This is a genomic window from Streptosporangium sp. G12 (assembly GCF_052983175.1).
This window is the reverse complement of record NZ_JBRIQO010000056.1, coordinates 1-22816: the sequence shown is the minus strand read 5'-3', so window position 1 is coordinate 22816 and position 22816 is coordinate 1. Positions and strand designations below refer to the sequence as shown.

Sequence of the window (22816 nt, the reverse complement as noted above, 5' to 3'; positions counted from 1 at the left end):
GGTGGACTGGGAGCGGGCCATCGCCCCGGCCGGGCCTCGCCGGGTGGATCTGCCCACCTACGCCTTCCAGCACCAGCACTACTGGCCGGGCAGCGTCCAGACCAGCGGCGACCTCGCGCAGCTCGGCCTCGGTACCACCGGGCACCCGCTGCTCGCCGCGGCCGTGTCGCTGGCCGACGCGGAGGGCGTCCTGCTCACCGGCAGGCTGTCGCTGAAGACACACCCGTGGCTGGCCGACCACGCGGTCAACGGGCAGGTGCTCCTGCCGGGAACCGCCTTCGTCGAGCTGGCCGTACGGGCGGGTGACGAGGTCGGCTGCGACCTGCTGGAGGAGCTGACGCTGCAGGCGCCGCTGGTCCTGCCCGCCACCGGCGGCGTCCACGTGCAGATCGCCGTCGGCGCGCCCGACCAGGACGGCAGGCGTCCGCTGACCGTCCACTCCCGCGCCGACGAGGAACCGTGGGCCAGGCACGCGAGCGGTTTCCTCGCCAAGGACACCGCCGCGGCCACCTTCGCCGAGCCGTCCTGGCCGCCGCCGGGCGCGACGGCCCTGCAGGCGGGCGACGTGTACGAGCTGATGGCCGGGATCGGCGTCGACTACGGCCCGGCCTTCCGCGGGCTGACCGCGGTGTGGCGCAGGGACCGGGAGATCTTCGCCGAGGTCGCGCTGCCGGAGGGCACCGCGGCCGGCGAGTTCTGCCTGCACCCCGCTCTCCTCGACGCGGCGATCCAGCCGCTCGCCGTGGGCGGCTTCTTCGACGCTGATGCCTCCGGGGCCTCCGGCGGCCCGATGCTGCCGTTCGCCTGGACCAACGTGCGGCTGGCGGCCACCGGCGCCGCCGCCCTGCGCGTGCGGCTCTCGCCCGCCGGGACGAACGGCGTCCGCGTCGAGGTCGCCGACACCGCGGGCACGCCCGTCGCCTGCGTGGACTCGCTCGTCGTACGGGCACTGGCCGCCGGGGACCTCAAGGCGGGCACCGACCCGCTGCGCGACGCGCTCTTCGCCCTCGACTGGGTCGCGGCGCAGCCCGTGGCGGCGGTCGAGCACGGTGAACCCGGCGAGGCGCGCTACGTCATCGCCGGCGGCGACGGCTCGCGGCTCGGCACCGTCCTGGAGGCGTCCGGGGCCCAGGTCGACGTGCCGGACCCGGACGGGCCGCTGCCGAGGCTGGCGTTCCTGCCCTGTAGCCCGGTCACCGGCGCCGACCCGGCGGACGGGGCGCGGGCGGCGACCACCGAGGTCCTCGCGGTGGCACAGTCCTGGCTCGACCAGGACAGGTACGCCGACGTCCCCCTGGTCGTCGTCACCGAGGGAGTGGTGGCGGGCGACAACCTGCCCGGCGCCGCCGTGTGGGGGCTGATCCGCTCGGCGCAGTCGGAGAACCCCGGCCGCTTCGTCCTGCTGGACGTCGACGGCACGGACGCGTCGTGGCGGGCCGTCCTGGCCGCCGCGACCTCGGGAGAGCCCCAGGCCGCCCTGGTCGAGGGCGAGATCCTCGTCCCGAGGCTCGCCCGCCACCCGGTCGCCGAACCCGGAGCCGAGACCGGGGCCGAGACCGGAGTCGAAACCGGGGCCGAGACCGGCGCCACCGGCTGGGAGGCCGGCGGAACCGTGCTGATCACCGGGGGCACCGGCACGCTGGGCGGCCTCGTCGCCCGCCACCTGGTGACCGGGCACGGCGTGCGGCGGCTGCTGCTGGCCAGTCGCCGCGGCCCCGACGCGGAGGGCGCGGCCCGGCTCGTGGCCGAGCTCGCCGAACTCGGCGCCGACGTGACCGTCGCAGCCTGCGACGCCGCCGACCGCGAGGCCCTCGCCGCCGTCCTGGCCACCGTTCCCGCGGAGCACCCGCTCACCGGGGTGGTCCACACGGCGGGCACGCTCGACGACGGCGTGCTGGCCACCCTGACGCCCGAGCGGATCGACGCCGTGCTGCGCCCCAAGGCCGACGCCGTGCTGAACCTGCACGAGCTCACCAAGGACCTGCCGATCTCGGCGTTCGTGCTGTTCTCCTCGGCCGCGGGCGTCTTCGGCGGCCCCGGCCAGGGCAACTACGCGGCGGCCAACGCGTTCGTCGACGCCCTCGCCGTACGGCGGCGCAGGCTCGGCCTGCCCGCCCTCTCCCTGGCCTGGGGCCTGTGGGAGCAGGACAGCGGGCTGACCGGCACCCTCAGCGACGTCGACCGGGCCAGGCTGGCCCGTACCGGAGTCGTCCCGCTGACCACCGAGGACGGCCTCGCCCTGCTCGACACGGCCTGCGCCGCCGACCGGGCGACGCTGGTCCCCATCCGGCTGGAGCTGCGCAACCTGCGGATGGCGGCGCAGTTCGGCGCGCTGCCCGCGATCCTGCGAGGGCTGGTCCCCGTCTCCAAGCGGAGAGTGGTCGGCTCCGACCCGGCCGCCGCGTCGCAGCTGCGCGAGCGCCTGGCCCGCCTGCCGGAGAGCGAGCACCACAAGATCGTGATGGATCTGGTGCTCGACCAGGTGGCGACCGTGCTCGGCTACCCCGACCCGAGCGCCGTGGAGCAGGACCGGCCCCTCAACGAGGCCGGCTTCGACTCGCTGACGGCGGTGGAGTTCCGTAACCGGATGAACGCGGCCACCGGGCTGCGGCTGCCCGCCACACTGATCTTCGACTATCCGACGCCCGTCGCCCTCGTCCAGTATCTGTGCGGCAGGCTCCTCGACGGCCCCAAGGCGGTCGTGTCCACTCACGGCGCGATCAGCACGGAGGAGCCGATCGCCATCGTCGGCATGAGCTGCCGGCTGCCCGGCGGCGTCACCGGCCCGGACGACCTGTGGAACCTGGTGGCCGGGGAGGGCGACGCGATGTCGATGTTCCCACCCGACCGCAACTGGAACCTGGACGAGCTCTACCACCCCGACCCGGAGCACCCCGGCACCACCTACGCGCGGGAGGCCGGGTTCGTCTACGACGCCACCGCGTTCGACCCGTCGTTCTTCAGCATCTCCCCAAGGGAGGCCGTCGCCATGGATCCCCAGCAGCGTCTGCTGCTGGAGGGCTCGTGGGAGGCGCTGGAGCACGCGGGCATCGACCCGGCCGCCGTGCGCGGCAGCAGCACGGGCGTGTTCGTCGGGCTGATGTACCACGACTACGGGGTGCACCTGCAGAACGTGCCGAGCGACCTGGACGGCTTCGTCGGCACCGGCGTCTCGGCCGGTGTCGCCTCCGGCCGGGTGTCCTACGCCTTCGGCTTCGAGGGCCCGTCGGTCACCCTGGACACGGCGTGCTCCTCCTCGCTGGTCGCGCTGCACATGGCGATGCAGGCGCTGCGCAGGGGCGAGTGCTCGCTCGCGCTCGCCGGCGGCGTCACCGTGCTCTCCACCCCCGCGGTCTTCGTCGACTTCAGCCGCCAGCGCGGCCTCGCCGCCGACGGCCGCTGCAAGTCCTTCGCCGACGCGGCGGACGGCACCGGATGGGGCGAGGGCGTGGGCATGCTCCTGGTGGAGCGGCTCTCCGACGCCCGCCGCAACGGCCACAAGGTCCTCGCGGTGGTGCGCGGCAGCGCGATCAACCAGGACGGCGCCAGCTACGGGCTCACCGCTCCCAACGGCCCCTCCCAGCAGCGCCTGATCGAGCAGGCCCTGGCCGACGCCCGGCTGACCAACGCCGACGTCGACGCCGTCGAGGGACACGGCACCGGCACCACCCTCGGCGACCCGATCGAGGCGCAGGCCATCGTGGCCACCTACGGCCAGGACCGGCCAGAGGACCGGCCCCTCTGGCTCGGCTCGATCAAGTCGAACATCGGCCACACCCAGGCCGCCGCCGGTGTCGCGGGCATCATCAAGATGGTGATGGCGATGCGGCACGGCGTGCTGCCGAGGACCCTGCACGTGGACGAGCCGACCACGCACGTGGACTGGTCGGCGGGCGCGGTGCGCCTGCTCACCGAGGCCACGCCGTGGCCCGAGACCGCGCGGCCGCGCCGCGCGGGCGTCTCGTCGTTCGGGATCAGCGGTACCAACGCCCACGTCATCCTGGAGCAGGCGCCGGAGGAGCCCGCGGAGAAGCGGGACGCGCCCGAGCGCCCGCTGATCCCGTGGGTGCTGTCGGCCAAGACGCAGGACGCGCTCAAGGCCCAGGCGCGCAGGCTGCGCGGACATCTGGAGTCGTGGACGGAGCACTCGGCGGCCGACGTCGCCCGGTCCCTGGCCACGACGCGCTCCTCGTTCAAACGCCGGATGGTCGTACTCGGCGCCACCCGCGAGGAGCTCACCGCCGGGCTGGACGCCGTGCTGGCGCAGCGGCCGGCGGACAACGTGATCACCGGTTCGGCCGCCCGGGGCAGGATCGCCTACCTGTTCACCGGCCAGGGCAGCCAGCGGCAGGGGATGGGGGAGGAGCTGTACGCGGCCTATCCGGAGTACGCGGCGGCGTTCGACGCGGTGTGCGCCCGGTTCGACCGCCATCTCGACCGGCCGCTGCGCGACGTCATCACCGGTGACCCCGAGCTCCTCCGGCAGACCCGCTACACCCAGGCCGCCCTGTTCGCCGTCGAGGTGGCCCTGTTCCGCTGCCTGGAGGCCTGGGGGGTACGCCCGGACTTCCTCGCCGGCCACTCCATCGGCGAGCTCGCCGCCGCGCACGTCGCGGGCGTGCTGTCACTGGACGACGCGGTCACGCTCGTGGCCGCGCGCGGCGGCCTGATGCAGGCGCTGCCGCCCGGCGGGGCGATGATCTCGGTGCGCGCGGCGGAGGCCGACGTGCTGCCGCTGCTGGCCGGGTACGAGGACAGGGTCGGCATCGCCTCGGTCAACGGACCGGCCTCCGTGGTCCTGTCCGGCACCGAGGAGAGCGTGCTGGAGCTGGCGGAGCTGCTGGCCGGGCGCGGGCACAAGACCAAGCGGCTCGCCGTCAGTCACGCCTTCCACTCACCGCTGATGGAACCGGCGCTGGAGGACTTCCTGAACGTCGCGAGAGAGCTGACCTACCATCCGCCCGCGATCCCCGTCATCTCCAACGTCACCGGCGAGCCCGCCACCACGGAGGAGCTGACCTCGCCGGAGTACTGGGCCAGGCACCTGCGGCAGGCCGTGCGCTTCTGCGACGGGATCAGGACGCTGCAGAGCCGCGGCGTCACCACCTTCCTGGAGCTCGGCCCCGACGCCGTGCTGTCGGCCATGGTCGGCGACTGCGTACAGGGCTGGACCGGGGTGGCCGTCCCGGCGCTGCGCCGCGACCGGCCGGAGGCGGCCGCGCTGCTCGACGCGCTGGCGCGGGTCTCCGCGCACGGGACCGACGTCGACTGGGGCGCGGTCGTCGGCGCGGGCGCGACCGTGCAACTGCCCACCTATCCCTTCCAGCGGCAGCGCTACTGGCCCGACCCGCCCCCGGCGGAGACGGCCGTGGCGGCTGCACCGCCCGACCGTGAGCTGTGGGACGCCGTCGCGCGCCAGGACCTGGACGGGCTGCTCGCCACCCTCGGCCTCGGCGCGGGAGCCACGCTGGACGACCTGCTGCCCGCGCTGGCCAGGCTGCACGGCGCCGGGAGCACCGGAGCCGAGTACGAGCGTCTGCGCTACCAGCTCGGCTGGCAGCCGCTCACCGACCTGCCCGCGCCGGTCCTGTCGGGAACCTGGCCGGTGGTCGCGCCGGACGGCTCCGCCGGAGCGGGCCGGGCGCTGGCGGCTGGGCTGGCCGCGCACGGCGCCGACACCGTCGTGCTGCCGGAGATGCCCGCCTCCGACGCGGGAGTGGCGGGCGTCGTCTACCTGCTGCCGGAGGGCGCGCCCCTCCCCGAGATCGCGCCCGGTTCGGCGCCGGTCTGGGTTCTCACGCGGGGCGCGGTCCGGGTGTCGCCGTCCGACGGGGACGTCGTGCCGGTGACCGTACGGACCTGGGGCGCGCTCAGGACCATGGCCCGCGACGGGCTGCTGCGAAACGGCGGGCTGGTCGACCTCCCGGCCAGGCTGGACGAGCACGTGCTGCGACAGCTGTGCGTGGTGCTCTCCGGCGTGACCGGGGAGGAGGAGCTGGCCGTACGGCTCGGCGGGGTGTTCGCGCGCAGGCTGCGACCGGCACCGTGCCGGGGAGCGGCGCTGGGGGCGGAATGGCTGCCCAGCGGCACGGTCATGCTGGCCGGACCGCTCGACGAGACCACCGCCGAGCTGGGCAGGTGGGCCGCGCGCAACGGCGCGGACCAGGTCGTCCTCACCGAGCCGGACGCCAGGCTCGCGGGCGAGCCCGGTGTGGTCGTGCGGACGATCGGCGACGATCTCTCGTCTCTCCCGGCTCTCTCGGCTCTCCTGGATCTCCCGGTGACCGCCGTCGTCTGCACGACGCCGGAGGCGGCCCGGTTGTTCGACGAGCGGACCCGCTCGGCGGACCTGGCCGCCTTCGTCATGCTGGCGCCTGCGGGGGCGGCCTGGGGCGAGGACGGCGCGTCGGCCCACGAGTACTTCAACGCGCTGGCCGCAGGGCGGCGCGAGGCGGGGCTGCCGGCGCTGTCCGGCGCGGTCGGCCTGAAGGAACCGGCCGACGCGGTCGCGGCCGTCCGCCACGCGCTGCGCCAGGGGGACACGACGCTCGTCGTCGCCGACCCGGACTGGATCGCGCTGGCCGCCGCGACGCGCTCCCGGCTCCTGGACGGCATCCCCGAGGCGGTGCTCGTCCAGGACGAGCCGGAGGACCTGGTCGACGGCGTCGCCGCCTTCCGCCGCCTGCTGGACGACAGTCCGGCGGAGGAGCACCACGGCATCCTGCTCGACGTGGTGCGCCGCCAGGCCGCCGCGATCCTGCAGTTCCCGCTGCATGACGCGGTCGAGCCCGACGCGGAGTTCTTCGAACTCGGGTTCTCCTCGATGGCCGCGGTGGAGCTGCGTAACCGGCTCAGCGAGCTGACCGGCATCGCGCTGGCCGCCGACGCGGTCTACGACTACCCGACCCCGGCAGAGCTGGCGGAACACCTGCTCGCCGAGGCCACGGCCTCGGCCGCGGGCTGAGATGGAAAGGACGCCCCCCGTGCTCGAAGGATTCACCCCCTGGCCCGAGGAGTTCGCGGAACGCTACCGGGCGGCGGGCCACTGGACCGATGAGAACCTCGGCGAGTTCCTGCGCAGGCTGGCCCGCTCCCACCCGGGGAGAACCGCCCTCGTGGCGGGTCCGCACCGGTGGACCTACGCCGAGCTGGACGCGCGCGCCGACCGGACGGCGGCCGGGCTGCACGAGCTCGGCATCGGCGCCGGAGACCGCGTCGTCGTGCAGCTGCCCAACCTGCCGGAGCTGGTGACGCTCTTCTTCGCGCTGTTCAGGATCGGCGCCCAGCCGGTCCTGGCGCTGCCCGCGCACCGCAGCAGCGAGATCACCTACTTCTGCGAGTTCACCGAGGCGGTCGCCTACGTCATCGCGGACACGCATCTCGGGTTCGACTACCGGGAGCTGGCCGCCGAGGTCGTCGCCCGCGTGCCCACCGTCAAGCACGTCCTCGTCGCGGGCGACCCGGGTGACCGGGGTGACTCGACCGGCTTCGTGGCGCTGGGCGACGTACGGGGCGAGCGCCTGCCCGACCTGCCCCGCCCCGACCCGGCGGGGGTGGCGCTCTTCCTGCTGTCCGGCGGCACGACCGGCGTCCCCAAGCTCGTACCGCGCGCCCACCAGGAATGGAGCTACAGCGGGCGCGCGGTCGCCGAGGCCTGCGGCTACGACGAGGACACCGTCCATCTGGTGAACCTGCCGCTGAGCCACAACTGGCCGCTGACCCATGGGCTGCTGGCCACCTTCCACGCGGGCGGGACACTCGTGCTGGCACCGGGCCCCAGCCCGGACGAGGCCTTCCCGATCATCGAGCGCGAGCGGGTGACCGAGACCGGCCTCATCCCCGGCGCGGCCCTGCTCTGGATGGAGGCCGCCGAGTGGGGCGAGCACGACATCTCCAGCCTGCGCCGCGTGACCATCGGCGGCACGAAGCTGCAGCCCGAGCTGGCCCGCCGGGTGGAGCCCGCCCTCGGCTGCCGGCTCCAGCAGGCCTTCGGCATGGCGGAGGGACTGTGCGGCTTCCACCGGCCGGACGATCCGGCGGACGTGGTCCTCGTCAGCCAGGGGTTGCCCGTCTCCCCGGACGACGAGGTGAGGGTGGTGGACGAGGACGACAACGACGTCGCCCCCGGCGAGGTGGGCCAGTTGCTGGCTCGCGGGCCGTACACCACCCGCGGCTACTACCGGGCGCCGGAGCACAACGCCCGGTCGTTCACCGCGGACGGGTTCTACCGGAGCGGTGACCTGGTGCGGCTGCTGCCGACCGGGCACGTGATCTTCGAGGGCAGGGTGAAGGACCAGATCAACCGGGGCGGCGACAAGATCGCGGCGGAGGAGGTGGAGAACCACCTCCTCGCCCACCCGAACGTCCGCGAGGTCGCCTTCGTGGGCCTGCCCGACGAGGTCCTCGGCGAGCGGAGCTGCGCCTGCGTCGTCCCCCGCGGCACGCCTCCGACGCTGGTGGAGCTCACCGCGTTCCTACGCGGGCGCGGCGTCGCGGCCTTCAAGTTCCCCGACCGCCTGGAGATCGTCGAGGCGCTTCCCGTCACGCCGCTCGGCAAGGTCAGCAAGAAGCAGCTCGTGGGCATGTTCGGTTAACAGAGGACGATTCTCCATGCACCAGCCAGACATCGATCCGCACCTGCCTGACATCGACCCGCGCACGCCGAATACCGATCCGTACCCGCCGGGCATCGACCCGCGCCTGCCGGACATCGACCTGGCCGGATTCCTGGAAGTGCACGCGAAGGCGACAGCCGAGGCGCGCAACAACGCGAGCAGGACGCTCGCGACCTGGCGCCAGGAGATCGACCCCGTCGATCCGGCCGGGCTCCTCGTGCCGGTGTTCGCGCGGACGAGGCGGGCGTTCGTCTGGATGTCGCCGGAGTCGAGCGTGATCGCGATGGGCAGCGCGGCCGACTTCGTCGAACGCGGCGCGGGCCGCTTCGCCGGCATCCGGACGAGCTGGGAGAGAACCGTCCAGAACACGGTGACCGGCGGGCCGGGCCCGCGCGCCACACCGTCGCTGGTCGGCGGCTTCGCCTTCGCCCCGCGGCCCGGACCGCTCCCGGAGGCGCTGATGTGGGTGCCCCGGATCCTGGTCGCCCGGGACCGGGACGGGCGGACCACGCTCGCGCTCAGCGTGAGCGTCGATCCCGGCAACCCCGTGCAGGACGACGTGGCGGGGGTGATCGCCCAGGCCTGCGGCCTGCTCTCCGCCGCGGGCGGGCGCCCGTGCCCCAGCCCCCACCTCGCCGGGACGACCGTCACGGAGATCCCGCCCGCCGCCGAGTGGAAGGCGCTGGTCGCGCGGGCGGCGGACCAGATCGGCCGCGGCAGGTTCGACAAGGCGGTCCTCGCCCGCCAGTTGCGCGTGAGCTCGCCCTGTCCCTACGACGTGCCGTCCGTGCTGGGGTCCCTGCTCGGCACGCGGTCCGGGACCACCGTCTTCGCCGTCGCGGCCGACGGGCACGCCTTCGTCGGCGCGACCCCGGAACGGCTGGTCGGCCTGCACGCGGGACGGGCCCGGTCGATGAGCCTGGCCGCGTCCATGCCGCGCGGCGCCACCCCGGCCGAGGACGCGCGGCTGCGCGCCGCCCTGCTGGAGGACGACAAGTGCCGGCGCGAGCAGCAGGTCGTCACCGAGATGCTTCGCCACGCCTTCGAGCAGGTGTGCCGGGAGGTCTCGGTGCCCGCCGAGCCGCACGTGCTCGACCTGCCGAACCTGCGCCACCTGCACAGCCGCATCGAGGGCGAGATCGCCGACCCGGAGAACACCAGCGTGCTCGACCTCGTCGAGCGGCTGCACCCCACCCCGGCCGTCGGCGGCCACCCCCGGAAGGGAACGCTCGACTGGATCGCCGCGACCGAGCCCTTCGACCGCGGCTGGTACGCGGGCCCGGTCGGCTGGATGAACGCCGACCAGGAGGGGGACTTCGCCGTCGCCCTCCGCTCCGCCCACTTGCACGAGGGGACCGCCACGCTCTACGCGGGGTGCGGGATCGTGGCGGGCTCCGACCCGGATGTGGAGCTCCAGGAGACCAGGCTCAAGTTCCGCCCTATGCTCGATGCCCTCGCCGTGCCCGCGTACGGGCCGGATGGGGCGGGAACCTCTTGATCGGGAAACACGCACGAGAGGCACGTGAACGTGATCCAGATAGACGGACTGACGAAGCGCTTCGGCGACAGGACAGCCGTGGACGACCTGACGTTCACCGTCGAGCCCGGCCGGGTCACCGGCTTCCTCGGCCCGAACGGAGCGGGCAAGTCGACGACCATGAGAATGATCCTCGGCCTCGACGCCCCGAACGCCGGGAGCGTGACGGTGAACGGCCACGGCTACGTGGGCGTGGCCAGGCCCATGCGTGAGGTGGGCGCGCTGCTGGACGCCCGCGCGCTGCACAAGGGCCGTACGGCGCGCAACCACCTGCTCTGTCTCGCCCAGACCAACGGCATCCCGGGCAACCGGGTGGACGAGGTGCTGGAGCTGGTCGGGCTGGAATCGGTGGCGCGCAAACGGGCCGGATCCTTCTCGCTGGGCATGGGCCAGCGGCTCGGGATCGCGGTGGCGCTCCTCGGTGACCCGAAGGTGCTGCTGTTCGACGAACCGGTCAACGGCCTGGATCCCGAGGGCATCAAGTGGATCCGCGAGCTGATGCGCGGGCTGGCCGGGGAGGGACGCACCGTCCTGGTCTCCAGCCACCTGATGAGCGAGATGGCGCAGACCGCCGACCACCTCCTCGTCATCGGCAGGGGAAGGTTGATCGCGGACATCGGGATCGGTGAGTTCGTCCGGCAGGGCTCCAACGTGCTGGTGCGGACGGACGACAAGGACCTGCTCGTCCCCCACCTGGTGGAGGCGGGCGGCTCCGTCCAGGAAGGGACCGACGGCTCCTTCATCGTCACCGGGCTGGAGTCGAGGCGCATCGGCGAGGCCGCGCTGGCCGCCGGGGTCGTGCTGACGGAGCTGACACCACAACGCTCATTGGAGCAGGCTTACATGGATCTGACCCGCGACAGCGTCGAGTTCCAGGCGAGTGCGGCATGAGCGCCACCGCGGACACGATGCGGTCGGAATGGACCAAGTTCCGGACGATCCCGTCCAATATTCCCATCCTGCTGGCGACCGTCGCCGTCATGGTGGGCGCGGGCGCGCTCACCGCCAACGGCGCGGCCAAGGGCTACCGGGAGGCGGGAGCGGCGTTCGACCCCACCTACATCAGCATGTACGGCGGGTTCCTGTTCGTCCAGATCGCCGTGGGCGCGCTCGGCGTGCTGGTGGTGTCCTCCGAGTACGCCACCGGGATGATCCGCACGAGCCTGACCGTGGTCCCGCGGCGAGGACGGCTGCTCGCCGCCAAGATCTGGACGTTCGGCCTGATCACCCTGGTGATGGGGGAGATCGCCGCCTTCGGTGCGTTCCTCGTCGGCCAGACCGTGATCGGCGCCGCCGGAGCCCCGGCCGCGGCGCTCGGCCAGCCGGGCGTCCTGCGCGCCGTCGTCGGCATGGGGCTGATCTGGGCCCTGGTGGGGCTCACCGGCGTGGCACTCGGTTGCCTGCTGCGCGACACGATGGCCGCCACGACCGTGGTGGTGGCCGTCAACTTCATCATCCCCATCATCGGGCCCAGGCTCATGCCCGACGCCGTCGGAAACTGGGTGAGCACGTACTGGCCGATCGCGGCCGGCCTCCGGGTCACCACCACCGTCCACCACGCGGAACGGCTGGCACCCTGGACGGGGCTCGGCCTGATGGCCGCCTTCACCGCCGTCCTGCTGATCGTGGCCTTCGCGGTGTTCCGCTCGCGGGACGCCTGACGGCAGCGGTACCGACACCCGACGCTCGACACCTGACGCCCGGCGGTCGCCCAGGCCCGCCGGGCGTCGCCGTGTTCCCGCCCCCTAATGATGGTTCTACCAGCGCTTTTAGTGGCCCTTAGGGGTTACCCGCTTTATCCCGCCTCGCGAATACTGAAGTTCGGTAAACCCGGCGGGAGGAGCTACAAGAATGGCACCGAATTTCGCGAACGGTCAGTGCCGGTCCTTCCGCGGCGACGGGCGGCCGGATCTGCTCGTACGGAACACGGAAACGGGCGAGCTGTTCGTCTATCCACACAGCGGCGAATTCAACGGCACCGCCACATTCGATGAGCCGGTCAGTATCGGCGAGGGTTTCGGGTGGTGGCGTTTCTTCTTCGTCCGCGCGATCGACGCCACGGGGAACGGGCAGGCGGACATCTGCGCGTTCAGCGCCCACGAGTTCGACATCAACCCGGGCGAGAACGGCGAGCACGGCTTCTTCCTGCTGCGGAACCTCGGCGCCCCGGGTGAGATCGGCCCGTTCGACGAGCCGATCCGGGTGTCCGGCAGGCGCGACGACGGCCGGCAGTGGGAGACGATCGGGTTCGCCGACGTGACGGGCACCGGCACGGACGACACGTTCGGCCGGGGCAAGGACGCCGGCAACGTGGACGTGTTCCCCCACCGCGACCTGGGTGTTCTCCGCAACGAGACCTACGACAAGGATCCGGTGCGGCTCACCGAGATCGACGTCGACGACCTCCCCGTCGCGATGGCCGACTTCACCGGCAACGGCAACCTCGACCTGCTGGTCCGCCGGGCCAACGGCGACCTCGCCCTCTACGAGTTCGACGGCAGGCCGGGCACGGCGACCGGGGGCACCTGGCACGTCGTCGCCTGCGGCTGGCAGGACATGCGCCTGATGGCGCTCACCGACATCGACATGGACGGGCACCCCGACCTGCTCGGGCTGCACCAGGACGGCACTCTCGCCGCCTATCGGCACTGCGGGAAGTTCAATCCCGACTCTCCGCTCGAGCTTTTCCAGGAGCCGGTAACAGTCGCCACCGGATTCGGGATGTACGACGTCATCAGCTGATCACTCCGTCGGAATCTGGATAGGTTCAATGCAATTCGAACTCTCCTCCCGTATTTTCTCCGACGACGCGGTGGCGATCGTCGGCATATCCTGTCGCCTTCCCCACGCACCCGATCCCGAATCATTCTGGCGGTTGCTTCGCGATGGCCGTGACGCCATCACCGAGGTGCCGAGCGGCCGGTGGAACTCACCGGAGACCAGTTCGATGCGCGGCGGTTTCATCGACGGAATCGCCGAGTTCGACGCCGAGTTCTTCGGCATCGCGCCGAACGAGGCCGCGATGATGGATCCCCAGCAGCGGCTGGTCCTGGAGCTGAGCTGGGAGGCGCTCGAGGACGCGGGCATCGTCCCGGAGAGCCTGCGCGACACCGGCACGAGCGTCTACATCGGCGCCATGGCCGGCGACTACGCCCAGCTGCTCCAGGGCAACGTGTCCCGCCACAGCCTGACCGGCCTCAGCCGCGCCCTGCTCGCCAACCGGATCTCCTACACCCTCGGGTTGCAGGGCCCCAGCCTGACCGTCGACTCGGCGCAGTCGGCCTCGCTGACCGCCGTGCACCTGGCGTGCGAGAGCCTGCGGAACGGCGAGTCCGGACTCGCCATCGTCGGCGGCGTCAACCTCAACATCACACCCGACAGCACGCTGGCCGCCGCCAGGTTCGGCGCCCTGTCCCCCGACGGCAGGTGCTTCACCTTCGACGCGCGCGCCAACGGCTACGTGCGCGGCGAGGGCGGCGGGATCGTCGTGCTCAAGCCGCTGGCCCGCGCGCTCGCCGACGGCGACCGGGTGTACTGCGTGATCGCGGGCAGCGCGGTGAACAACGACGGTGGCGGCGAGGGCCTCACCGTTCCCGACCAGCACGCCCAGGAGGAGGTCATCCGCCTGGCCTGCGAGCGTGCCGGGGTGAGTGCCGCCGACGTCCAGTTCGTCGAGCTGCACGGCACGGGCACCCGGGTCGGCGACCCCGTCGAGGCACGCGCGCTCGGCACCGCCATCGGCGCCGCGAGGGAGCCGGGCGCGCCGCTGCTCGTCGGCTCGGCCAAGACCAACGTCGGCCACCTCGAAGGGGCCGCGGGGATCGTCGGCCTCCTGAAGACCGCGCTGGCCATCAGCCACCGCGAGCTGCCCGCGTCGCTGAACTTCGAGACGCCCAACCCGCGGATCCCCCTCGACGAGCTCAACCTCCGGGTCAACACGGCGCTGAGCCCCTGGCCGCGCGCCGACGTACCGCTGGTGGCCGGGGTCAGCTCGTTCGGCATGGGCGGTGCCAACTGTCACATGGTCCTCGCGGAGTATCCGCAGGAGGAACCCGCGCCGTCCGTGCCGCCTGTGCCGCCTGTGCCGTCAGCGCAGCCCGCCGGGCCGCTGATCGTGCCGCTGTCCGGGCAGAGCGAGGCCGCGCTGCGCGGCCAGGCCGCACGGCTGCGCGAGCACCTGCTCGCCACCCCCGGCGCCGATCCCGTGGACGTCGCCTACTCGCTGGCCACGACGCGCACGACGTTCCCCTTCCGGGCGAGCGTCGTCCTGGACGAGCCGGAGCGCCTGGCCGACGTACTCGGGCAGCTGTCCCGCGGCGAGCTCGCCGCCGAGATCGTGACGGGCCGGCCGCGCACCGGCGAGATCGCCTTCCTCTACGCGGGGCAGGGCAGCCAGCGTCGCGGCATGGGACGCGAGCTGTACGGCACGTACCCCGTCTTCGCGCGGGCCCTCGACGAGATCGCCGCCTGTTTCGAGGGCGACCTGCTCGAAGCGATGTTCACCGACCCCGGCGAGCGGCTTCACGAGACGGGGACGACCCAGCCCGCCCTCTTCGCCTTCGAGGTCGCCCTCACCCGGCTGTACGAGCACTGGGGCATCCGCCCCGACCGGCTCATCGGCCACTCCATCGGCGAGATCGCCGCCGCGCACATCGCCGGCGTGCTGTCGCTGGAGGACGCCTGCGCCCTGGTCTCGGCGCGCGGCAAGCTGATGCAGGACCTGCCGTCCGGCGGCATGATGGTCGCCGTCCAGGCCACGGAGGAGGAGATCCTCCCCCTGCTCGACGCCTCGGCGAGCATCGCCGCGATCAACGGGCCGGAGTCCGTGGTCGTCTCCGGCGCGGAGAGCCGCGTCGCCGAGATCGCCGAGGAGATGCGCGAGCGCGGTCGCAAGGTCCGTCGCCTGCGCGTCAGCCACGCCTTCCACTCGCCGCTGATGGATCCGATGCTGGCCGAGTTCCGGCGGGTGGCCGAGTCGCTCACCTACCACGAACCGGTCATCCCGATCGTGTCCAACCTCACCGGCGCCACCGCGTCCGCCCGGGAACTGTGCTCGCCCGACCACTGGGTCAGGCACGTGCGCGAGGCCGTGCGGTTCGGCGACGGCATCCGTGCCCTGGCGGTCGCGGGCGTGAGCACGTTCGTGGAGATCGGTCCGGGCGCCGTCCTGTCCGCGATGGGACAGCAGTGCCTGCCGCCGGACGCCGGCGCGCTGTTCGTCACCACGCTGCGGGACGGCCGGCCGGAGCCTCTCACCGCGGGCCTCGCGCTCGCCGCGCTGCAGGCCGGTGGCGCCGAGGTGAACGCGGAGGCGCTGTTCTCCGGCGCCCGGCGCGTCCCGCTGCCCACCTACGCCTTCCAGCGCACGCGCCACTGGCTCACCGACACCGCCCCGCAGTCGCCCGCCGCCGGATCCGACGACACCCGGCCGCTCACCGGCCGCCTGGCCGGGCTGGCCGGACCGGAGCGGGAGCAGGTGCTCCTCGACCTCGTACGGACCTGCGTCGCGCTCGTGCTCGGCCACGCCACCACCGCGACCGTGGACGCCGGCACCGCCTTCAAGGCGCTCGGATTCGACTCCTACAGCGCGGTCGAGCTCAGGAACAGGCTCAACACCGCCACCGGCCTGACGCTGCCGACCTCGCTGCTGTTCGACTACCCCACGCCGGCCGCGCTCGCCGCGTTCCTGCGCGCGGAGCTGACGGGTGACTCCGCAGACTCCGCGCCGGTGCCGGCCGTGGAACGGGCCGTCGGCCACGACGAGCCGATCGCGATCGTCGGCATGGCCTGCCGGTTCCCCGGCGGCGTGGTCTCCCCCGACGACCTGTGGAAGCTGGTGATCTCGGAGGGGGACGCGATCGGGGAGTTCCCCGTCGATCGCGGCTGGGATCTGGGCGGGCTGTACGACCCGGACCCCGACAACAGCGGCACGTCCTACGCCCGGCACGGCGGATTCCTGTACGAGGCGGCGGAGTTCGACCCCGGCTTCTTCGGCATCTCGCCGCGCGAGGCGCTGGCCATGGACCCGCAGCAGCGGCTGCTGCTGGAGACCTCGTGGGAGGCGATCGAGCGGGCCGGGATCGACCCCGGCCGGTTGCGCGGGAGCCGTACCGGGGTGTTCGCCGGTGCGACGGCCCAGGACTACGGTCCCAGGTTGCACGAGGCCACCGGGAACGCCGAGGGCTACGTCCTGACCGGGACCACCAGCAGCGTGATCTCCGGGCGCGTGGCGTTCTCGTTCGGGTTCGAGGGCCCGGCCGTCACGGTGGACACGGCGTGCTCGTCGTCGCTGGTGGCGCTGCACCTGGCCGCGCAGTCGCTGCGGTCGGGCGACTGCGACCTCGCTCTCGCGGGCGGCGCGACCGTGATGGCCTCGCCCGGCATGTTCGTGGAGTTCTCCCGCCAGCGTGGCCTGTCGGCGGACGGGCGCTGCAAGGCGTTCTCCGCGGAGGCCGACGGCACCGGCTGGGCCGAGGGTCTCGGCATGCTGCTGGTCGAGCGGCTCTCGGACGCCCAGCGCAACGGCCACCGGGTCCTCGCCGTCATGCGCGGCAGCGCGATCAACCAGGACGGCGCGAGCAACGGCCTCACCGCCCCCAACGGCCCCTCCCAGCAGCGCCTGATCCGCCAGGCCCTGGCCAACGCGAACCTGTCGGCGGCCGACGTCGACGCGGTCGAGGCCCACGGCACCGGGACCATGCTCGGCGACCCGATCGAGGCCCAGGCCATCCTGGCCACGTACGGCCAGGACCGGCCCGAGGACCGGCCGCTGTGGCTGGGGTCGCTGAAGTCGAACATCGGTCACGCGCAGGCGGCCGCCGGTGTCGGCGGTGTGATCAAGATGGTGATGGCGATGCGGCACGGGACGCTGCCGCGCACGCTGCACGTCGAGGAGCCGTCGCCGCACGTGGACTGGTCGACGGGCGCCGTCGAGCTGCTGACCGAGGCCCGCTCGTGGGACGTCGAGGACCGTCCGCGCCGCGCGGCGATCTCCTCCTTCGGCATCAGCGGCACCAACGCGCACGTGATCATCGAGCAGGGTCCGGTGAAGCCCGAGGCCGAGGCCGCCGAGCTGCCGGTGACGCCGTGGCTGATCTCGGCCAGAACCCCCGAAGCGCTGCGGGCGCAGGCCGGGCGGCTCGCGTCCTGGACGACACAGGACACGCCGATCGCCGCGACCGGCGCCGCCCTGGCCGGTGACCGCGCGCTGTTGGAACAGCGCGCGGTGGTCGTCGGCGCCGACCGCGAGGAACTGCTGGCGGGCCTTCGGGCACTGGCCGGGCGTACGGCGGCACCCGACGTGGTGACCGGCAGCGGCCACGGCGGCAGGCTGGCCCTGCTGTTCACCGGGCAGGGCAGCCAGCGGCTGGGCATGGGCCGCGACCTGGCCGCCGCCTTCCCGGTGTTCGCCGAGGCGCTGGAGGAGATCTGCGCCCTGCTGGACGGGCAGTTGCCGTATCCGCTCCGCGAGACGATGTTCGCCGACCCCGGCGGCGTGCTCGACGAGACGCTGATGACCCAGCCCGCCCTCTTCGCCTTCGAGGTCGCGCTCTCCCGCCTGCTGGGCTCCCTGGGTGTCACACCGGACGTCGTGACCGGCCACTCCGTCGGAGAGATCGCCGCCGCCCACGTCGCGGGAGTCTTCTCCCTGGCCGACGCCTGCACGCTGGTCGCGGCACGGGCCAGGCTGATGCAGGCGCTTCCCCCGGGCGGGGCGATGCTCGCGATCGCCGCGTCGGAGGCCGACGTGCTGCCGTTCATCGAGGGACGTGAGGACCAGGTCGCCATCGCGGCCGTCAACGCGCCCACCTCGGTGGTGATCTCCGGTGTCGCGGCCGTGGTCGAGGAGATCGCCCAGCGGGTCACCGTGCGCACGCGCCGGCTGCGGGTCTCGCACGCCTCCCACTCGCCGCTGATGGAGCCGATGCTGGCCGAGTTCGGGCGGATCGCGGCCACCGTCACCTACTACGAGCCCCGCCTCCCGGTCGTCTCCGCCGTAACCGGCGACCTCGCGGCCCCCGGGCAGCTCACCGACGCCCGGTACTGGGTCGAGCACGTGCGGCGGCCGGTTCGCTTCGCCGACGCGATCAGCGCCACCGAGGCGAGCGTCTTCCTGGAGGTCGGCCCCGAGGGCATCCTGACCGGCCTGGCCCAGCAGACGCTCGCCGACGGCGTGTTCGTCGCGGCCGCGCGCAAGGAACGTGAGGAGATCCGCACCTTCGTGCAGGCCCTCGGCCGGCTCCACGCCTGCGGCACCACCGTCGACTGGGACACCTACTTCGCCGCGGTCCCGGCCGCGGCCCGTGGCGTCGAGCTGCCCACCTACGCCTTCCAGCGCGAGCGGTACTGGCTGGAGGCCGGCGGTCCCGGCGGCGTACCCACGGAACACGTCGGGCTGTTCGCGGTCGACTGGGTCCCGGTTCCGGCCACCGGTGGCGCCCCCGCCTCCGATGACGTGTTCCTGGACTGGGTGGACGAGGACGAGCGGGACGAGACGGGTGAACGGGACGAGACCGCGCGGGCACGCGCGGCCGTGCTGCGTGTGCTCTCCGCCGTCCAGGACCGGCTCGCCGGTGACCACCCCTCGTCCTCGCGACTGGTGATCCTCACCAGGGGCGCCACCGGCGAGGAGACCGACCTGGCCGCGACGGCCGTCTGGGGTCTGGTGCGGTCCGCGCAGACCGAGTACCCCGGCCGGTTCGTGCTGCTCGACCACGACGGCACCGCGCAGGACCTCATCGCCGCCGCCCTCGCCTACGACGAGCCGCAGCTGGCGGTACGAGAAGGAAGGATCTTCGTCCCCCGGCTGGTCAAGCGCGACCTGCCGCCGGGGGAGGCGCCGTGGACACCCGGCGGCACCGTCCTGGTCACCGGCGGCACGGGCGGGCTGGGGCGAGTGGTCACCCGGCACCTCGTCACCGCGCACGGCGTACGCGACCTCGTGCTGCCCACCCGCGACCCGCGGGCGGCCGGAGCCGTCGAGCTGGCGGCCGAGCTGGCCGCGCTCGGCGCGCGGGTCGAGCTGACCGCGTGCGACCTGTCCGACCGCGACGCGCTGGCCGCGCTCGTCGACTCCTGCCGGGAGCTGACCGGGGTCGTGCACATCGCCGGCGTCCTGGACGACGGCGTCGTCTCGGCCCTGAGCCCGGAACGGCTCGACGCCGTGTGGCGGACCAAGGCCGAGGCCGCCTGGCTCCTGCACGAGCTGACCCGCGACCGCGACCTGTCGGCGTTCGTGCTGTTCTCGTCGTGCGCGGGCACGCTGGGCAGCGCAGGCCAGGCCAACTACGCCGCGGCCAACGCGTTCCTGGACGGTCTGGCCCGGCACCGCCGTACGCTCGGCCTGCCCGCGACGGCGCTCGGGTGGGGCCTGTGGGACAACTCCTCGGAGTTCGGCGGCATGGGGGCGACACTCGCCACGGCCGACCTGGCGCGGTGGGCACGGCTGGGCGTCGCCCCGCTGCCGCCGGACCAGGCGCTCGCGCTCTTCGACGCGGCGCTCGCCGCGTCGGCGGAGACGGCGCTTCCCGCGCGGCTGAGCCTCGCGAAGGTCGCCGACCCGGCGCCCGCGATGCTGCGCGCCCTGCTGCGCAAGCCGATCGAGCGCCGCGCGGCCGGTGCGTCCGGCGACGTGGCACTCGGGCAACTCCTGCGCGAGATGAGCCCGGAGGAGCAGGAACGCACGCTCCTCGACCTGGTCCGCGGCCAGGCGGCCCTGGTGCTCGGACACGTGACACCGCACGTGATCAGCGCGACGGGCGCGTTCAAGGACGCGGGCTTCGACTCGCTGACCGCGGTCGAGCTCAGGAACAGGCTCAACGCGGCCACCGGCCTGCGGCTGCCGAGCTCGCTGCTGTTCGACTACCCGTCACCGACGGTGCTGACGGAGTACCTGCGGACGGCACTGCTCGGCGACACCACCGCGGCGTCCTCGGCGTCCTCGGCGGTCCGGACGGCCGGATACGACGAGCCGATCGCGATCGTGGGGATGGCCTGCCGGTTCCCCGGCGGCGTCTCCTCGCCCGAGGACCTGTGGGACCTGGTGGCCGCCGGTTCCGACGTGGTCGGCGAGTTCCCCACCGACCGCGGCTGGGACCTGGACCGGCTGTTCTCCGGCGACCCGGACGACCGGGGCACCTCCTCCACCCGATACGGCGGGTTCCTCTACGACGCGGCCGAGTTCGACGCGGGCTTCTTCGGCATCTCGCCGCGCGAGGCGCTCGCGATGGATCCGCAGCAGCGCCTGCTGCTGGAGGCGTCGTGGGAGGCGATCGAGCACGCCGACATCGACGCGGCGGAGCTGCGGGGAAGCCAGACCGGAGTGTTCACCGGCATAGCCCCCATGGAGTACGGGCCGCGGCGCTTCGAAGGCGCGGAGTCCGTGGAGGGATACCTTCTCACCGGCGGCCTGGCCAGCGTCGCCTCCGGCCGGGTCTCCTACACCCTGGGCCTGGAGGGTCCCGCGGTCACGGTCGACACGGCGTGCTCGTCGTCGCTGGTCGCGCTGCATCTGGCCACGCAAGCGCTGCGCACGGGTGAATGCGATCTTGCGCTCGCGGGCGGCGTGATGGTGATGGCCTCACCCGGCACGTTCGTGGAGTTCTCCCGCCAGCGTGGCCTGTCGGCGGACGGGCGCTGCAAGGCGTTCTCCGCGGAGGCCGACGGCACCGGCTGGGCCGAGGGCGTCGGCGTTCTGCTCGTCGAGCGGCTCTCGGACGCCCAGCGCAACGGCCACCGGGTGCTCGCCGTGGTCCGCGGCAGCGCGATCAACCAGGACGGTGCGAGCAACGGGCTGACCGCCCCGAACGGCCCGGCGCAGCAGCGGGTGATCCGTCAGGCGCTGGCCAACGCGGGCCTGTCGAGCGCGGATGTCGATGTGGTCGAGGCGCACGGCACGGGAACGGTGCTGGGTGACCCGATCGAGGCCCAGGCGCTGATCGCCACGTACGGCCAGGACAGGCCGGAGGGCCGGCCGCTGTGGCTGGGTTCGTTGAAGTCGAACATCGGTCACGCGCAGGCGGCCGCCGGTGTCGGTGGCGTGATCAAGATGGTGATGGCGCTGCGCAACGGCGTCATGCCGCAGACCCTGCACGCCGAGGAGCCCTCGCCGCACGTGGACTGGACGGCCGGTGCCGTCGAGCTGCTGACCGAGGCCCGTCCCTGGGACGCCGGCGATCGTCCGCGCCGGGCGGCGGTGTCGTCCTTCGGCGTCAGCGGGACGAACGCGCATGTGATCATCGAGCAGGGTCCGGTGGAGGCCGAGGTCGAGGCCGGTGTTGTCGAGCTGCCGGTGACGCCGTGGCTGATCTCGGCCAAGACTTCGGAGGCGCTTCGGGGGCAGGCTTCCCGGCTCGCCTCCTGGGTGGAGGAGCGGCCGGAGCTGGACGTGGCCGATGCCGCTTGGACGTTGGCGAGCGGTCGTTCGGTGCTGGAGCAGCGCGCGGTGGTGGTCGGCGCGGATCGGGCCGAGCTGGTGGCGGGCCTGCGTGCCCTGGCCGAGGGCACGGCGACGCCGGGTGCCGCGGCCGGTGGCGGGTTGGCGATGTTGTTCGCCGGTCAGGGCAGCCAGCGGGTGGGCATGGGGGCGTCCCTCGCGGCGGCGTTCCCGGTGTTCGCCGAGGCGCTGGATGAGATCTGTGCGCTGCTGCCGCACCCGGTGCGTGAGGCGATGTTCTCGGGCCCGGACGAGGTGTTGGCCGAGACCGGGATGACCCAGCCGGCGCTGTTCGCCTTCGAGGTCGCCCTCTACCGCCTGCTGGCCTCGCTGGGGGTCACCCCGGACGTGCTGGTGGGTCACTCGGTGGGGGAGATCGCCGCCGCTCATGTGGCGGGGGTGCTGTCGCTGCCCGATGCGTGTGCGCTGGTTTCCGCGCGGGCGCGGTTGATGCAGGGGCTGCCGGAGGGTGGGGCGATGCTGGCCGTCGCCGCCCCCGAGGCGGAGGTCCTCCCGCTGCTGGAAGGCCGCCAGGACGTCGGCATCGCCGCGGTGAACGGCCCGGAGGCCGTGGTGATCTCCGGTAGCGAGAGTGCGGTGGAGGAGATCGCCGCCCTGACGAGTGCCCGCACCCGACGCCTGCGCGTGTCGCACGCCTTCCATTCGCCGTTGATGGAGCCGATGCTCGCCGAGTTCGAGCAGGTCGTCTCCGCTCTGACTTTCAGTGAGCCGGCCATTCCTGTCGTCTCCAACGTGACGGGCCGGCCCGCGGAGCCGGGGCTGTTGACCGATCCGGCGTACTGGGTGCGGCATGTGCGGGAGGCGGTGCGCTTCGCCGATGGTGTGGCCGCCTGCCAGGCGAACGTGTTCGTGGAGGTCGGCCCGGACACCACCCTGACCGCCCTGGCCCAGCAGAGCGTGCAGGACGGTGTGTTCGTCGCGACCGCTCGCAAGGACCGGGACGAGATCCGGACACTCATCGAGGCGCTCGACCGGTTGCACACGCACGGTGTCTCGCTCGATTGGGACGCTCTCTTCGCTCCGGCGCGGCCACACCGCGTGGATCTGCCGACGTACGCCTTCCAGCGTGAGCGCTTTTGGGTCCCCACACAGATCGAGACCGGCGACATGGCCGGTGTGGGGCTCGGCGCCATCGATCATCCGTTGTTGAGTGCGGTGACGGAGGTCGCCGGTGGTGGGTCGGTGGTCTTCAGTGGCCGCTTGTCTCCT

General features: G+C 73.1%; 7 protein-coding genes. All 7 read left to right on the top strand.

Features of this window, described 5'->3' with window-relative positions; genetic code table 11:
• Positions 1-43: 43 nt before the first annotated feature.
• Positions 44-6964, top strand: a complete 6921-nt coding sequence (locus ACVCAG_RS44760) for a type I polyketide synthase (RefSeq protein ID WP_447191595.1) — start codon at positions 44-46, stop codon at positions 6962-6964.
• A gap of 19 nt (positions 6965-6983) precedes the next feature.
• Positions 6984-8594 carry a (2,3-dihydroxybenzoyl)adenylate synthase gene (locus tag ACVCAG_RS44755; RefSeq protein ID WP_447191594.1) on the top strand — a complete coding sequence of 537 codons (1611 nt, stop codon included), beginning with the start codon at positions 6984-6986 and terminating at the stop codon, positions 8592-8594.
• 16 nt (positions 8595-8610) lie between these two features.
• Complete coding sequence (locus tag ACVCAG_RS44750) at positions 8611-10113, top strand: isochorismate synthase (protein WP_440089738.1); 1503 nt, start codon at positions 8611-8613, stop codon at positions 10111-10113.
• A gap of 30 nt (positions 10114-10143) precedes the next feature.
• Entirely contained in the window at positions 10144-11043 is a 900-nt protein-coding gene (locus ACVCAG_RS44745) for an ATP-binding cassette domain-containing protein (RefSeq protein ID WP_440089736.1), read from the top strand.
• The gene (locus ACVCAG_RS44740; RefSeq protein WP_447191593.1) at positions 11040-11813 is read left to right on the top strand and encodes an ABC transporter permease subunit; all 774 of its coding nucleotides are present in this window, start codon (positions 11040-11042) and stop codon (positions 11811-11813) included. Before ACVCAG_RS44745 ends, ACVCAG_RS44740 begins: the two co-directional genes overlap by 4 nt.
• A 190-nt stretch (positions 11814-12003) precedes the next feature.
• Positions 12004-12894, top strand: a complete 891-nt coding sequence (locus tag ACVCAG_RS44735) for an FG-GAP repeat domain-containing protein (RefSeq protein WP_447191592.1) — start codon at positions 12004-12006, stop codon at positions 12892-12894.
• A gap of 28 nt (positions 12895-12922) precedes the next feature.
• The coding region (locus tag ACVCAG_RS44730) for a type I polyketide synthase (protein WP_447191591.1) at positions 12923-22816 on the top strand (9894 nt) is incomplete at its 3' end.